The organism is Mycetohabitans sp. B2 (assembly GCF_021733735.1).
Classification (GTDB): Bacteria; Pseudomonadota; Gammaproteobacteria; order Burkholderiales; family Burkholderiaceae; genus Mycetohabitans; species Mycetohabitans rhizoxinica.
In genome coordinates this window covers 16,497-33,455 of sequence record NZ_JAHKSP010000049.1, presented here as the reverse complement: position 1 = coordinate 33,455, position 16,959 = coordinate 16,497, and the positions used below count along the sequence as shown (strand labels likewise).

Annotated in this window: 4 protein-coding genes; all 4 read left to right on the top strand. The window is 57.3% G+C overall.

Annotated features, from left to right (window positions below):
- Positions 1-612: 612 nt before the first annotated feature.
- The 4 genes from KPG66_RS12455 to KPG66_RS12440 all read left to right on the top strand — a co-directional run bounded on the left by KPG66_RS12455 (position 613) and on the right by KPG66_RS12440 (position 16,951).
- Positions 613-9,756 carry a neuraminidase-like domain-containing protein gene (locus KPG66_RS12455; protein WP_237071045.1) on the top strand — a complete coding sequence of 3,048 codons (9,144 nt, stop codon included), beginning with the start codon at positions 613-615 and terminating at the stop codon, positions 9,754-9,756.
- A gap of 289 nt (positions 9,757-10,045) precedes the next feature.
- The gene (locus KPG66_RS12450) at positions 10,046-11,650 is read left to right on the top strand and encodes a hypothetical protein (RefSeq protein WP_237071044.1); all 1,605 of its coding nucleotides are present in this window, start codon (positions 10,046-10,048) and stop codon (positions 11,648-11,650) included.
- A 71-nt stretch (positions 11,651-11,721) separates the two neighbouring features.
- Complete coding sequence (locus KPG66_RS12445; RefSeq protein ID WP_237071043.1) at positions 11,722-12,330, top strand: hypothetical protein; 609 nt, start codon at positions 11,722-11,724, stop codon at positions 12,328-12,330.
- Between the two features lie 148 nt (positions 12,331-12,478).
- Positions 12,479-16,951: a SpvB/TcaC N-terminal domain-containing protein gene (locus tag KPG66_RS12440; protein ID WP_237071042.1), complete on the top strand. Its 4,473-nt coding sequence runs from the start codon at positions 12,479-12,481 to the stop codon at positions 16,949-16,951.
- Positions 16,952-16,959: the final 8 nt, after the last annotated feature.

Genomic DNA, 16,959 nt, shown 5'->3' with positions numbered 1-16,959 from the left:
ATGCCCACGGCCGTGTTCAGTAAGTTCTGGATGCAGCTGCAGCAAAAGTGCCGCGTACGCATCGAGCGTCCCAACCTGCTACCGTCGAGTTCGTCGCAGCACGGGGGGCCGATCAATAACGTACACGCAGGCCGCGCTAAAGGGCTCGCAAGCAGCATGCGCGCGTAGGAGCCGATTGCGTCCGCCATACCTCAGTTGCCGCGTGAAGATATCGCGCTGCTGCGAGACATTAAAGACGCATTGACAAAGGGTTGATGGATTGCACAGCTTAACGGAATTCATGCTTAAGCCCGCACACAATAGTGCGTGAATCTCTCGATCTAACGAAGCTTCAGCTATGGGGCTTGGTAAACCAGAGGACACAGCGATGATGCCATGCAATCTGTATCAACTGCTCGTTGATCGAACGTTTCGAGAAAGCTCGCCGGATATCTGGGAGAAACGTAATAGGCGAGCTGCCGCACGTCATTCCAGCCAGTTCGCAGTCACCGTACTCGACTTCGTTTCAGATGAACGCGACGTTCGATACCGTCGACAAGTGTGTGGAACGGTGCTGGCCGTTTGCACTGTCCTGACGCCGTCCTCTTTAAACGTCTTTGCCTGGAGCCCCGCATGATTGCTTTTGATGACGCGCTCACTAAGCTGTCCGATGTCGGCGGCGTCACCGCTGACTTGATCCACCCCGAGACGCTACATAAGCTGCAACTCGACGAACAGGCAAACGCGCCAACACTAGCCCAGTTGCGCAGCCTACAGCGGGTGCTACGCATTGAGCCCGATCCCGGCATCGCTCGCGTGCTGCTGGCGGAAGGTCTTAGTTCGGCTCATCAAATCACCGCGATCGCTCGCAGTCGCTTCGTGCGCGAGTTCGGCCCCAAATTGGGGGACGATGGCGAGGCCACCGCCCGCCGCCTCTATGATCGCTCGAGCCTGATCAAGACGCGAGTATCGCACCTGATCGCCAGCCTTAGGGGCTCGATCGCATCGCCGCATTTTCGCGCGCTCCGTGGCTACAATGTCAGCGGCGACGTCCAAGACTATTTCGAGACGCTGTCCAACTATCAAACTCTGTTTGGCAACCTGAATTATTGCAATGCCGGCGAAGACCCGACCATCCTCAGCCCAGCCGCCTACCTGGTCGACCTGCTCAGGACGATCGACCTAGCCATTACTCAACCCAACCCGTCAATCCCGGCTGGATTGAAGTTGAACGACCGGCGGCCCGATCTCGGCGACATCCCGCTGACCGACGCTAACACCTTCGACGAAGTACCCTATCTGCAGATTGTCGATTCCATCCTGGCCCAGACGGTGAAAACGGGGCTAGTCAAATCCCATCTGCTGCAAGATGACGACGTCTTCCTGACGCTCGCCAACCTCTATTATCCGTTCAACCTACCCTACAACCAGCCACTGGATCGCCTGCGCAACTATCTGGCAGCCAAGTCGGTCACCCTGGCTCAGGCCTATAGCGTTTTCAACCACGATGTGCCGAACCTGGCCGAATACGCCGAATATCTGCACTTGTCGGCCGAGCAATTGGGTAATTTGGCACTCCCGCAAAACATAGCCCAAGCAGTATCAAAAAACTACGGCCTGGCCATTAGCGCAGGCAACTTGGCCGGCATGGATCGATTAGATGCCTTCATGGCCCAGACTGGACTGGAGCTCACTGATGTCGGCACACTACTTGTACAGAATCTAAGCGCCCGCGAAATCTTTGACACGACCGGCAACTACACGACCACCGGCCTCAGCACCTCGCTGGCCTTGACTCAGACCAGCGACCGGGTGACCGGTAACTTCGACACTGGTGGCACCTTAACGGCTGTGCTAGTGGGAACCGTAGTGACCGGCTATTGGCGAAAGGATACCAGCGCGGGCGATTTCCAACTGACTTTTTCGGACGACGGAGCCTCGTTCACAGGCAAATGGCGAACCGGTTATTCTGGCGACTGGGACCCCACGCCGTGGAACGGTAACCGCCCGTCCTCAACGGTGACCGCCGGCATTATCCCGCATAGCTTCTTCATCAACAAACCGCTGGCAGTCCGCCAGTATCTCAAGACGGTGGAATCCACCGTCAATGACGACACGGTGACGAAGATCGGCAACCAGTGCTTGGACACGCTCGACACCGTCAACCGCTTTGTTCGACTGGCCAGCTATCTGGGCTGGAGCTATCCCCAGTTAGACTGGGCGCTGAACACTTTGAATGCACCATCCCGCGACGACTCGGGCAACCTGACCTGCGCCACCGAGCTGACCTCGGCCACCCTCATCGAACTGGCCAAAGTGCAACAGCTAATCGACGCCGGTATGGATTTTGACGTAGCCGTGGCCATGTGGTTCGACATCCGCACCATTGGCTGTGGGCCGACTGAGGTTTCAGCCGCACCCTTCGACGTCATTTTTAATAACCCGACGGTGCTGGCCCAATTCCCTAGCCGGTCAGTCTATCACCCAACCATCTCCGCTAACGCCAGCAGTTACGCTAACCCGCTGTATACCGATGCTCCACTGAGCTGGACAGTAGGCACCTCGGCCGATGGTACCCCAGCCGCCGCAGTAGTGTCGTGTATCCCCGCCAATGCCGACGATTTGGCCAGCATTGCCGCTGCCGCTTTTGGCGCCAACGCCAAGGTGTCGCTGACGGTGTCGAACTTATCGGTACTATACCGCCATGCGATGCTGGCAAGTTTTCTCAACATGCGGGCCCCGGCTTATCTGGGGCTAATGCAGGCGGTAGGCCTAGGCACTGCCACCACACTGCCACACACTTTCACCCGCGACGAGCTACTGAAGATATTGGCTACAGCCAAGTGGGTCCAGGCGTCAGGCATTGGCGTGCCCAACCTGAACTATTTGATGACTGGCATACCCAGCATCTACGCCACCCCTGGCTATCAGCCAGCGGCTGTCACCACCCTGCTGCTTAGTCTAGGCACCGCGCTAAAAGCCACGCTGTTGGCTACCGATGCTTTCGTCTCGCCGGGCATTACTGGCGCTGAATCGGCCGCCTGTACGCAAGTACTGGTCAATTCTGGCTACATCAACCCGATCGGCGTTGTCCTCAAGGATGCTACTGCAGTCCGGCCCGACCTATCGTCGGCTCCTCTCTACGACCCAACGGTGTTGGCACCGACCACCGAACAAGTGGACACCATCGTACAGACCTTGGCTAAAACGGCCAAGAGTCAGTTGGACGCCGCGTCGCAGCAGTTGGCCACCTTTTTCGGGACCAAGGCCGACACCATGGCGGTAATTCTCACTGGCGCCGCCGGTTGGCAGCATCTATCCAGCCCCGTCGAGCCTTTCTTGCTAGCGTCGCTGTTCTCGCTACCGGTGGACACAGTGCAGACTGGCGGCTTACCCGATTTGGCCAAATTAACCTTAGCCTTCGCCGCCAAAGGCATCACCCTCCCGGCTAATACCACTATCGTGCCGCAGACTGGGGCATCGTGGTCGGTGGACGATAACGGCACCGCTTACCAGGCAGTGACATCTGACCTGATCGGCGTCGCCTATTATCGCGGCCCGACCCCATTGTTCCGCGGTCTGTTAGACGACGTCAAAACCGCTGGGATAGTTGATCCAAAGAAAGTGGCTGACGCTTTCGCCGCCGCTGGCTTTTCGCTGTCGGGCTCTCCAACCGTCACCCTGCAGGTAGGGCCGTTGTCCTTCGCCATCGTGAATCCCACCTCGGGCACCACCTACCTTGCGACTCAACGCGGCAGCGACAAAGCGCCGCTCGAGGTGCTGGAGGCGGCAGCCACTGTGCCCCAGCAACCGCCTTCTGCCGCTTCTGCCATGGTGCTAACCGCCTCGCAGATGTTGGTACTAACCGGGGCGATGACCCTTTCGAACACCGCATTGGCCACCATAATGTCGGTCCCGACTGCCTTCGGCTTTACTGCGGTACCAGGCCAGCCAGTGGCTACCCCACTGGCTGCAGTAAGTGCCGTCTATGCTTTCACCGGCATGGTAGCGGCCTTGCATGATAACGACGATGGCCTGGCCCGCTATCTATCCGACGCCCAGAAACTCGCCGCGCTCGACGCCGATGTCCGGCTATGCAGTGTTACTGGCTGGGACGTCGATCAATGTACGTTCATCCGCACCAAAATGTATGGGAAGGACGTCGCCGCTAGCACATTGACCCGCGTCGCTGGCCTGAAACGAGTGTTTGACATGTGCACCGCCATCGGCATCGATGCTTACATGCTAAGCAACATCGTCGCCACCGCTCAGGCCTCGGCCACCAAAGCCAATTTCGCCACTGCTGACGCGCTAGCCGGCCAATTGCTGGAATCGCTCAGAGCCAACACTCAGGCACAGGCATGGCCAACCGTGTATGACCAGATTAATGGACCATTGCTGGAAAACTGGCGCGACGCGCTGGTACCCATCGCCATCAGCCAGCTACGCCCGACCTACAGCGATATCACCACTGCCGATAGCCTGTACGAATACCTACTGATCGACGTAGAGATGTCAGGCTGCGCGCGTATCTCGGTGATTAAAGAGGCACTGAACGCCGCCCAACTGTATCTGCAGCGGTGCCGGTTGAACCTTGAGCGCAACGTGGTGATCAGCACCGACGATCTGCCTGACGTGTGGTGGGAATGGCTGCTCAATTACCGAGTATGGCAAGCCAACCGCGAAATCTTCCTCTATCCTGAGAACTATATCGACCCCAGCTTGCGCCAGAGCAAGACCGAGTTGTTCAAAAACTTCGAGAACGGTCTGTTGCAGGGTGACATCACCGCAGACAAAGTTGACGAGGAATTCCGCAAATACTTAAATGGCTTGTCCGAATTGGCTAAGCTGAAGATCGTCGACGCCTGTCGCGCAGTGGTCCACGATCATGAAAAGGGCGAAATCGATACCCTGTTCCTGTTCGCCCGCACTACGACCCAGCCCTACAAATTCTATACCACCTGCCGCCAGACCTTGGGCAACTGCAATAACGCCAGCGCGGCTCAGTGGACTCAATGGCTGCCGGTATCCATTACGATTAACGCTGAACAAGTCACTGCGATCTACGCTTTCAACCGGTTGTTGCTATTCTGGAGCGAGTTGATTGATACGCAAGAGCTGGACGGCACCGGCGATCCCAATAAGCGGGCAACCATCACCAAGCTGTCACTAAAGTACTCGTTCCAAAACGCCAGCGGCAACTGGGTGCAGCCGCAGACCCTGGTCACTGATCTGCCAGTCAACGTCACCGGTATCCAACCCAACCTCTACGGACCGTTTTCGGCTAGCTTCAACCAGTCGCCCGATGTGCTGTGGAACAAGGTCGGCTGCTTGCGCATTCCAGCGGCGGCCTTTCCCAATAACTCAGCCGAGAGCGAGAAACTGTGCATCTACTTCGGCCCGATGATTAACCAGTCATCAGGCGACGGCAATCCCCCGCCTGATTCGGCCAAATATGCCGCCAATCCCACAGTCGCCGAGTTCTGCACGGCAATCGGTCAAGCGACGCTGATCAAAACGCAGTTGAGCGGCCTCGACTTGCCCGGCCAGACGCCACTGTTCCCGATGGTAACGATCGACGCTACCCTGCAGCCTGCGCCGCTTCTGTTTGAAGGACAGTACTTAATTCTTAAAGGCGACACACCGGCGGCTAATGCTGCGCCCAGCCTCATCACTGGCCTGAACGGCAATTCACTGGTAGCGTCCAGCGAGCAAAACACGCTGGTCACCAACTACATTGAAGGTAAAGGAATAAACATTCCATTTTTCTCCACGGCCAACTCGGTACCTATCACCAAAGAATCGTTTGTCAACGACTATGTCACCTCGAATCGGTCGGAACAGTTCTACGCTGCACTAACAGCGCCCGTCACCAACCTTGTCAATCCCGAGACGGGGTCGGTATCGGATCTAATTAAAACAGTTGATTTAAATATGCTGGCAGCGGCGCTGTCTACCGATGTCGGCACCGCCCGTCAAGTGAGGGAAGTCCTGCTCAATGCCTATTTCGGTAGCCTGGCGCTGCTATCGCAGGTCGGGGCCAGCAACGCCTCGGTGATTCCAGTGACCAACCAACCGGGCGGCTTCATCGTCGCCGACGGCGCACAGGTATTCCTGCTCGAGGCTCGACCACCGAAAGGACCCGAGTTGCCAATGATCGACGCGGCGCTGGCAGTAACTCCCACCACTGCGGCCATCACTCCAGCCACCTTAGTCACCCGCGATATCAACGCCGCCCAAGCCAGCCAGTTCTACACTATCCTAACAAAAGCTCCGAATGTTTTAATTAAAGACAACGGCCAGGTCGATACCGACCTTGTCAAGACAACGTCGGTGCAGATGCTGGCGAAGACACTGGGCACCGATCTCGGCCGCGCACAAGAAGTCCGCAACATCTTATTGTCAGGTAGCGGCCCGGCCGCCGCCGCGCATGGCACCACCGGCTTCGCCGTCATAGATTCGCTGTACACCTTGCAGTTCACAGTATCGCGTCTGGCCACCAGCGCCATCGACAGTCTGAGCGCCGCACTTGATGCTGGCGGCGTTGCCGCGCTGCTGGCGTTGCAGCAACAGCAATTGCCGACCGACGCCGCCCAGCCGTTCTCGGATCTAAAGCCCATCACGGAAAACATTTTGATCGGGCCTTCGACCGGCCAACCGGTGATGCTTTCCCCCACGTGTTATTTCGGTCGCCAAGTCGACTTCGACGGGCCGTTTGGTCAGTATTATTGGGAGCTATTCTTTCACGCCCCTTTCCTGGTTGCCGAAATGCTGCACGACAATCAGCAGTTTCAAGATGCTGAGACGTGGCTGCAGTACATTTTCAACCCCACCCTGCCGCCAGCACCTTTGACCCAGGCTCGCTTTGTCACTCTGCGACCCAAGGATGTAACTACCGAGGACGCGAAAGCTTACTACACTATCTTGACTACCGATCCCACCCGGCTGATCGACGACAGTGGCAACGTACTGGCGTTGGCGTTGAGCACACCGCCAGCCATGCTGGCGGCAGCGTTGTCGGTAAGGCCGGCAACGGCAATGGAAATCAAAAACGTGCTGGTCAACCAATATTTGGTTACCCCGACCTGCCGCTACTGGCAGTTCCTGCCGTTTCGCAACCACACACTGGAATCGCTGAAAGATCAATTGACCAACTGCGCTGAGATCGCCGCCTACAATAACGATCCATTTGATCCCGACGCCATCGCCCGCCTGCGCATCGGCGCCTACGAAAAGGCCGTAGTACTAACTTATATTAAAAACCTGTTGGCCTGGGGTGACTCCAATTTCTCACAATACACGTGGGAAACTATCACCACCGCCCGTATGCTTTATGCCTACGCCAGCGACCTGCTGGGTCCGCGACCTGTCGATGTCGGCCCCTGCAGCCAAGCGGCACCCACTACCTTCAATATCATCTTGGCACATTACGGCAACAAGCCCGGTGACATCCCGCAATTCTTAATCGAAATGGAGAATGCGATACCCGCGATGGTGGTCAACGGGCCACTACTGACCCAAGTCGGCAAGCCGTTCAACGATTTGGGTGGCGTGTTTATCGTGCCAGAGAACGATCGCCTAATTGCCCTTTGGGACGAGGTGGCCGACCGCGTCACCAAGATCCGCAACTGCTTGAACATCGACGGCCAGCCTCAGCCGATGCCACTTTTCGAGCCGCCGATCGACCCTATGGCCCTAGTGCGAGCCGCGGCGAGTGGCAACAACATCCTGGCGCTGGTCAGCCAATCGCAGCCCAAGGTGCCGCACTATCGCTTTGCCGTGATGATCCAGCAAGCAGTCGATGCTACCGAGAAGGTGCGCGCTTTCGGCCAGTCGCTGCTGGTAGCTTTGCAAGCTTGCGATGCCGAGGCGCTAGCCGTGATGACGCAGACTCATGCAGTCGACATCATGCAGATGACCACCTTGGTCAAGCGCAAGGCCATCGAGGATTTGAACAACCAGATTCTGGCCCTGCAGCAAGGCCTGGCCAACGCCCAGTATCGGCAGAATCACTACAACTCATTGCTCTCTGCCGGGCTCAACGCCGCCGAACTCGCTGCGCTGACTCTGATGGCCGAGGCCCTCGTCGCGCGCGCCGGGAGCATTGCTTTCAACGGCCTGTCTATTGCTGGTTATTTGGCGCCTAACATCTTTGGTCTGGCCGACGGCGGCATGAAGTTCGGCGACGCTGTCAACGCAGGCGCCATGATCGCCGGCGCCGAATCGGACATCCTCGGCCAAAGCGCCAGCATTTCCACTACCGTGGCCGAGTATCAGCGACGTACGTCGGACTGGCAATTGCAAACGGCCCTGGCTGGCTATGACATTGCTCAGATTACCGATGACATCGCCGCGACTACCGCCCGTTTGGCCGGAGCCCAGCAAGATCTGGCCACCACTTTGCAGCAAATCAAAGACAGCCAGCAAGAGCTGGACTTTCTCAAAACCAAGTTCACCAACAAGGATCTGTATCGTTGGATGACTGGGCGGCTGGGCACGCTGTACTTCCAGGCCTACCGACTGGCACAAGACTTGGCGCTGGCGGCTCAGACTACCTACCAGTACGAACTGGACCGTGACGACCAATTTATCACCTTCGCCTATTGGGACAACCTCCATCAAGGCCTGCTAGCCGGCGAAGGACTGGCGCTATCCCTCGCACAATTGCAGAAGTCCTATACGGACAACAACATACGCCGGCTAGAGATCGAGAAAACGGTATCACTGCGCCAAACTTTCCCGATGGCCTTCATCGGTTTTTGCTGGGGCTTCGCGCAAGGCAACAGTGCGTCGACCCGCGGCCAACTGGACTTTACGTTATCCGAATCATTGTTCGACTTCGACTTCCCCAGCCACTACTGCCGCAAAATCAAGTCCATTTCGATCTCAATTCCCTGCTTAGTCGGGCCCTACCAGGATTTGCACGCCACCCTGACCCAAAATTCCAATGCGGTGGTAACCGCTTCCAATGTGGCGACGGTACAATATTTGGCCCAGCGAAACTCGGCCAACGTGGATACCCTCGCCCCGCCGCCAGCTGGCACCCTGCGCCAAAACTGGGTGCCTGACCAGCACATCGCCATCTCACAAGGCATGGACGATTCGGGACTCTTCGTCCTCGACTTCAACGACGAACGTTATCTGCCGTTCGAAGGCACTGGCGCGGTATCGTCGTGGACTTTCTCACTGCCACCCGAGACCAACACTATCGACTTCAACTCGATTACCGACGTTATCGTCAAGGTGCGCTACACCGCTAAGGATGGCGGCATTACCTTCGGCCAACAAATCAAGCAATTTTATAACCAACAGGCATCCACTTTCCCTCGGCTGATGAATGCAACCTTCGAGCTGGCCAGCGCATTTTCCGCTCAATGGTACCAGGCCATGCACACGGCGCCGGTCAACCATACTCAGACCATCTCGTTCCCCATCAGTAACGGAATCGTCCTGCCCAACCTTAAAAGTGTCAAGCTACACTCAGTTATAGTCCAATTAAAACTTGCTGATGGCAGCTCCGTTAGCAGTACAAGTCAAGCTTTTATTGACCTACAAATCGATGGGCAACCGTCGACGGCAGCTCCAGTGGCTATCGTCAACAATTTTGGTCGAGTCGACGGCAGTGTGTTCCCAAGTCAATTCACCGGAGTAACTTGGTCGCTCGTGTTCAACCTCGCACAAACGCCGTCCAAGCTGCTAACCCACGACGGCGCCCTTGACTCAACCAAGCTGATCGATGTAGCGGTGGTGGTGATGTATAGCGCTGCCCCATTTTGAATTTGATCCTAAACCGGGAGAGAGAAAACGCCGTATGACGACGTTTTTCTCAAACCCACTTTCCTAGGAGGTATGCATGAGCACAGTTCAAGACCAACCTTGGTGGTACGCTGAATGCCTGCAGAACATTCAGAAGCTAGGCGGCACAATGTGTGACACAAACCACTGCGACGCCTCAATAGTCCATGACTACTCGGAAGCATACTGCAATTGCAAACAACCCTATCCCAACGGCTGCTCAGGCAGCAACCCCCCGCCCAATTGCTGCTCATACAGCGCCACCAGTCCCGTGCCAATCATATCCCTAGGTTGTTATTGCTGCTGTGGCTGTTTTGCCAATAACACTCCGGTAGCCTTTGCCCAGGACACGTACAAGGCGATCGTCGACTTTCAGATCGGTGACCCGGTCTACGTCGCTGACGACGTCTCGCTGAAGTCGTGGAGCCAGCGGCCAGTAAAGTTCAGCGCCGGCGCTGGGGATCAAGGTGCTCACAACACTATGCTGAAAGTCACTTTCGGTTCGCCCCCCAATACCGACTACCTGTTGGTGAACCGCACCCAGTTGTTCCTTACTCCAGAAGGCCTAATCCAAGCCGCTGCGCTGGTGCCGGGCAAGCACCTGCTGTTGACCGCTGACGGCAGCACCAAGCCGTTGATTTCCCTCGAGGTCGGCGTGTTTAAGAAGGGCATGCACCACATCGCCACCAGCATTGGCCCGGCCAAGTCGGTAAGTGGCCATCTGATTTTGGCCAAGGGTGTAGTATGCGGAGACTGGGCGCTCCAAATCGCTGTATGCACCTCAGCAATGGCTGACTTGTCAGTGTCTGGCTTGTCAACGGTCAAGGATATGGACAAGCTGCCCGAGTTCGGCACCCAGGCTTACAAGGATGCCTATCCCAACCTGGATTACACAGATTTCCGTGCCAACGTCACTCACCTCAGCAAGGCAGCCATCGATGCTGCCCAGCCAGCCATTGAGGAATTCGAACCTTATGATTCAATCCACTCGGCCTATGTGCCTGAAAATGCCTTCGCTTTTCTCAACCCGGACCAAGCCTGGGACATTGCTCGTTACGCTCCCACCTATTCGCCAGCATCGCAGGCGGGTAAGGAACTGATCAACTATCAATTCAAGCTATTCAACGCGTTCTACCCCCATATCGATTTCTTCTACGATGAACGCAATTTGATGCCGAACGCGTACATCTTTGAGGAATATGGCCGCCTTCGGGTGTTAATGACCGGCGGCATGGGCCGACTGGAATGCCTGAAGTTCGAGGGCCTGGCCGCTGTCATCGCCACCATGGTAGGCGCCACCACCGGTGGTCCGCCGCACAACAATCTTGGCTTCAGTTGTCTGGGCGTCGCCAGCTATGGCATCGCCGGCGTGCTGCCCGAGGTATGGATTGGAGTGCAAGCGGCGCCGATTATGGCCAAAGGCATTGACCAGATCACCGAACTGTTCTCCTATATCACTGACGCTAACAAGGGCGGCAGCGATACCTGCATGAACGTCTCGTGTGATTGCCGAATCCAAGCCATGCAAGCAGCGTTCAACCTGCTGCCGCTGCCTCATTGCGCCGGTGGTCCGCCCGACCCGGCCCTCGAGGTTAGCACAGCATCCGGCCAAACTGGCCAACCGCACGGCACTTTTACAGTGACATTCAGTTTACCGGTTGACTCAACCACCGCCAGCGAGTTGGGTAACTACGCCCTCGAGCCGCTGGCAAGTGCCTATTCAGCTCAGGTGTCACCAACTGATCCGACGACCGTGGTGGTGACTGCTGACCTAGCGGCTCAAACAGAGTACACGCTGACTGTAGGGGGGGTCCTGTCGATCGAGCAGCAACCATTAATGCCTGGTAAAAACACTGCAGTCTTTACCACTAACTAGTTAAGCGCAAGGCGGCCGACGGCCCACACCGTCGGCCATCCATCGCCCACAAGACAAACAAAGGTCAATCTATGATCAAGGCATTTCTCGACATCAAGGAAACCGACACCATTGACGACCTGCGCACTCGGCTGGCTCAGGTAATTGGCTGGCCCGAGCCGGTACCAGTCGGCGCTTTTCAGCGGGCCATTAGCGATCCCTCCTATGCGGCTGCGCTGATTACATCTCGCAACGTAATCGGCTTCCTTGAACCGCTACTGATGGATCCTCGCAACTGCGACTTCGATTCCGCGGGCGAGGTGACCAATGCACAATTGATCAGCCGCGCTGCCAAAGCTATGGTCAACTGGGGGAAGGCAGGTTTTACCGTAGCCGACGACGAAACCATTGCCCGCCGCGAGGCAGCCTGTGTCGCTTGCCCGAACCTAGGCGAACCCAACAAGCTGGTGCAAAAGCTGCTGCCGGCCCGGCCCATCCGTGACGAGCTTGGTCATCGCACCGGCAACAAGGTCTGTACCCTGTGCGGCTGCCAAGTGTCCAAGAAGATTCGCCTACCGACCGAGTCCTGCCCGGGACAGCATCCGAGCATGCCAGGCCTAAGCCGTTGGCTTGATCCACTGGTGGCCAAGAGCAAGACTGGCGGAGCGGAGGGCGGCCTGCGCACTCGCAAATTAGGCTGACCGAAGCGCGGCGCCGGCTCCGCGCGTTCCGTAACAGAACTTGGAAAAATCCCGATGCTTAAAGGCGGCAGGAGCCTCGGGATTGCTTTCTCATCAGGATGCTTAATGTGCCGACGCGCCAGGATGCCGGCTCATAAGGGTTGGGATGATGCACGACACACTCTCTTCTACTGTTACGCTTACCGCGCCATCGCTACCCAAAGGAGGAGGGGCGATTCAAGGCCTAGGCGAGTCACTGAATCCGAGCGGCCCCACCGGGACAGCAATGCTAACGTTGCCGTTGCCGATCTCGACCGGTCGCGGCTATGCACCGGCATTGACGCTTACCTACAGCAGCGGCGCCGGCAACGGTCCGTTTGGCCTGGGTTGGCAACTGAATCTTCTACTCATCCAGCGCCGCACGCGTCACGGCGTGCCGCGCTACGATGGCGGCCCACAAGACGAGTTTCTTGGCCCCGACGGCGAGGTACTGGTCAGCGAACGGGATGCGCACGGCCAGCCCATTACCGCATCCGTTCATCAATATGGCAGCAAAACGCTTAACACCACCTATCAGGTAACGCGTTATTTTCCACGTGTAGAACGCGCATTCGATCGGATCGAGTATTGGCAAGGCACGCAGCCCGGTGATGCATTCTGGCTAATTCACGGCGCCGACGGTCAACTGCACTGCCTGGGTAAAACCCCAGCCGGGCGGATTGCAAATCCCGCCAATACGACCCAGATTGCCGAGTGGCGGATCGAGGAATCGGTTAACCCGCTGGGTGAACATATTTATTACCAGTATCGCTCAGAAAACACAGACAATGTGAATCTAAGCGGTAACGAAGCCGGTCGTGACCATCAGGTCAACCGCTACTTGATTCAGGTAGCATACGGCAATCGCACCGCGGCAGCCGACTTGTATCTGTGGGATACCGATGATGCGAGTGACTGCGATTGGCTGTTTAGCCTAGTGTTTGACTATGGAGAACGGGGAGGTGACAGCCAAAGCGCTCCGCCCTATGCTGCAAGCGGCACATGGCCTGTCCGCGCGGACAGCTTTTCGCATTATCAGTATGGCTTTGAGTTTCGCACCCATCGGTTGTGCCGGCAGGTATTGCTATTTCATCATTTCCCGCAGCAGCTGAACGCGCCGGACACCCTCATCAGCCGCTTGCTGCTCACATACCATCAATCCCCAGTATTCAGTCTGCTCACGCTTGCGCAGTCGCTTGCCTATGAAGCGGATAGCACGTTGCAAAGCCTGCCACCGCTAGAGCTCGGCTACAGCGGTTTTTCTCTGGGTACGCTGCCAGCGGGTTATCAAGTGTTCGAGGGGCTAGCGGGCCTCAATGACGGCCAGCGCTATCAACTCGTGGACCTGTATGGTGAGGGACTCCCCGGTGTGCTCTATCGTGCTGGCAGCGACTGGCGTTACCGTGCGCCGATACGAGGCCAGCAAGGCGGTGACAGCGTCGAATACGGCGCCTGGCAGCCATTGCCTGCCGTACCGTCAATGCAGCCGGCGCGCCCAATGTTGATGGACTTCAACGGCGATGGCCGTCTCGATTGGCTGGTCACGCAGCCGGGTTTAAACGGTTATTTCACATTGCGGGAAGACAAAACCTGGTCGAACTTCATGCCGTTTGCGGCATTGCCGCCGGAGTTCTTTCATCCACAAGCGCAGTTGGCCGATCTGGTCGGCACAGGCCTATCCGATTTGGCATTGATTGGCCCCAATAGCGTGCGCTTATACATGAATTGCCGTGATGGATTTTCGCGTGCTGAGGACGTTGCGCAAGATAACGGCATTGCGTTGCCAGTCGCAGGACGAGCAGCGCACGAGCTGATCGCTTTTAGCGATGTGCTCGGCTCAGGCCAGCCCCATCTGGTGCGGGTGCGCTACGACGGCGTGACCTGCTGGCCTAATCTCGGGCGCGGCCGGTTCGGCAAACCGATCACACTGGCCACGCTGAACCTAGCGTACGAGACGTTCAATCCCGATCAGGTCTTTTTAGCCGACCTGGATGGCAGCGGTGCGAGTGATCTGATTTACTTCAATCACGACAGTTTGACGGTGTACTTAAACCAGTCGGGTAACGGTTTTGCTGCGCCTGTGACACTCCCGCTGCTCGGCAATCTGACATTCGACCGGTTGTGCCAGGTCAGCTTCGCTGATTTGCAAGGCTTGGGTGTCGCGAGTCTTGTCATTACCTATCCGCATATGACGCCAACGCACTGGCGGCTCGATTTCGCGCGCGCCAAGCCGTATTTGCTCACGACGCTGAACAACAATAGGGGCGCGCAGACCGAACTAGCTTACCGGAGTTCGGCGCAATACTGGCTGGATGACAAGCAAGCCGGCAACGACGCGAGCTCCTCGTTGCCAATGCCCATTCACACGCTCGCGCAAGTAAGCACGTTTGACGAAATCACCGGTAACACCGTGAGCCATCAGTATGGCTATCATCATGGCGTCTATGATGGCGTGGAGCGTGAATTCCGCGGTTTTGGCCTTGTGACCGTGCAAGACACGCCAAACATCGTGGCGGAGACAAAGGCGGACCCTATGGCCCATACTCCCAGTGTGCCGCTGGCACCGCCTTTGCTGACTAAGACCTGGTATCACACCGGGCGCGAGAACGATGAACACGCGTTAGCAGGCACGCCGTATCGGGATGCGGGCGCCGTGACGCTGCTACCGACCCGTCTGACCCGCTTTGACAGCGCGACACAACAAGACACCGCACTGGACGCACCCAATGACACGATCCGCTGGTGGCTATTCCGGGCGCTCAAAGGGCAGACATTGCGGCAAGAAGTATATGGCCTGGAGGGTAGTGCACAGCAAGTGCCCTACAGTGTGAGCACGTGGCGCTACCAAGTGCGGCAAGTGCAAGCCCGCGCGGGCAACGCGGACCTTATTGCGTTGCCCGGCATGCTGGAGCAGGTCAGTTACCACTACGAGCGCATTGCCGTCGATCCGGTCGTCAATCAGCAAGTCGTGTTGCAGCGGGATCAGTATGGCAACTTGGGCTGGCAAGTCACGATCGCATATCCGCGGCGTCCCAAGACTGGGATGAATCCTTATCCGGACACCTTGCCCGCGACGAGTTGGGCCAGCAGCTATGACGACCAACAGCAAAACCTGCATCTGAGCGAAACGCGCGCACAGCCGATTCACCTGGATGCCACGCAAGCATGGCGCCTGGGACTGCCCAGCCAGCAACGCACTAACGTGCTGATCTATCCAGCCAGCGCAGCGCCGGCGGGCGGACTCAACTATGAAGCATTAATCCAAACTAGCGGCCTGCTGGGCGCCAGCCAACCGCGTACCTATACCGGACAACAGAAAACCGTCTATGTGGATTCACTGCCGGCACTGACCGCTCTGGTCGATCACGTAGAGACCGCCGAATTCGATGACACTGCGCTGGCCGCTTACGACGGCGTGCTGGATACCGAGGCACGAGCGAAATGGCTGACCAGCGCCGGTTATCAACAAGCCGAACGCTTGTTACCGCCCAATGGCCCTGAGCCCCAAGTTTGGGTTGCGCCGCGCGGCTACACGGTTTATCTGGGCGCTGATGGATTCTATCGTCCAAAGAGCGTGCAACCGACGAAGCTCACCGGCCCAGTGACCTATGATTACGATGATGATTATTGCGCGTTGACGCGTACCACGGACGCGTTGAACAATCAAATCACCGCAGCCTACGACTATCGCTTTTTAGTGCCCTGGCAAATCGTAGATATCAATGCGAATACCCACGAGGTGAAGCTTGATGCACTAGGGCGTGTTGTCGCCAGCAGTTTTTATGGCACTGAACAAGGGCAAAAGGTAGGCTTCTCGCCTGTGAGTGCGTTTTCTGCGGCGGGCTTGACCGTCGAACAAGCGATCGAGCAGGCGGGTACCCAACCACAAGTGGTTGCCAATTTTAGCGTGATTGATACCTTTAGCTGGATGGGGCAGCTTACCGAAGCGGCGTTAAGAGCGGTGATCAAGGCACCGGATGATCCCGCAGCGGTGTGGAATACGCTGCAATCGCAACGCTTCATCACGGCCCAAGGTCAGGTGCTAGCTGCGGGTCATGCGTGGGCAGCCAGCAGTGTGTCCATCGCTGGCATTCCCGACCAAGTGCGGTCGCTGATTACCGCGCTGATTCGCATGCCAGTGCACTTTGTCACACTCACGGCAGACCGTTACGCGAATGACACAGCACAGCAGGTTGGGGTCAACCTCGCCTATTTCGATGGGCTAGGCCGCACGCTTCAAGCCGTGCAGAAAGTACCGCCAGGCGATGCATGGCAACGTGATGCACAAGGCGAAATCGTTGTGGATAGCACCGGTAAGCCGGTGAGCGCGACTGCCTCAACTCGTTGGGCCGTTTCAGGCAAGGTGGAGTACGACAACAAAGGTCAGCCGGTGCGCAGCTATCAGCCTTACTTCATCAATGACTGGCGCTATGTCGCAGACAAGGCAATGCGCAGTTGCGGCTACGCCGACACGCACTATTACGATGCGACAGGGCGTGAAATCCAGGTGCTGACCGCCAAAGGCTACCTGCGCCGAACCGGCTATTACCCGTGGTTTACGGTAGCCGAGGATGAGAACGATACGTGGCAAGGAGACACCTAAAAGGTGAA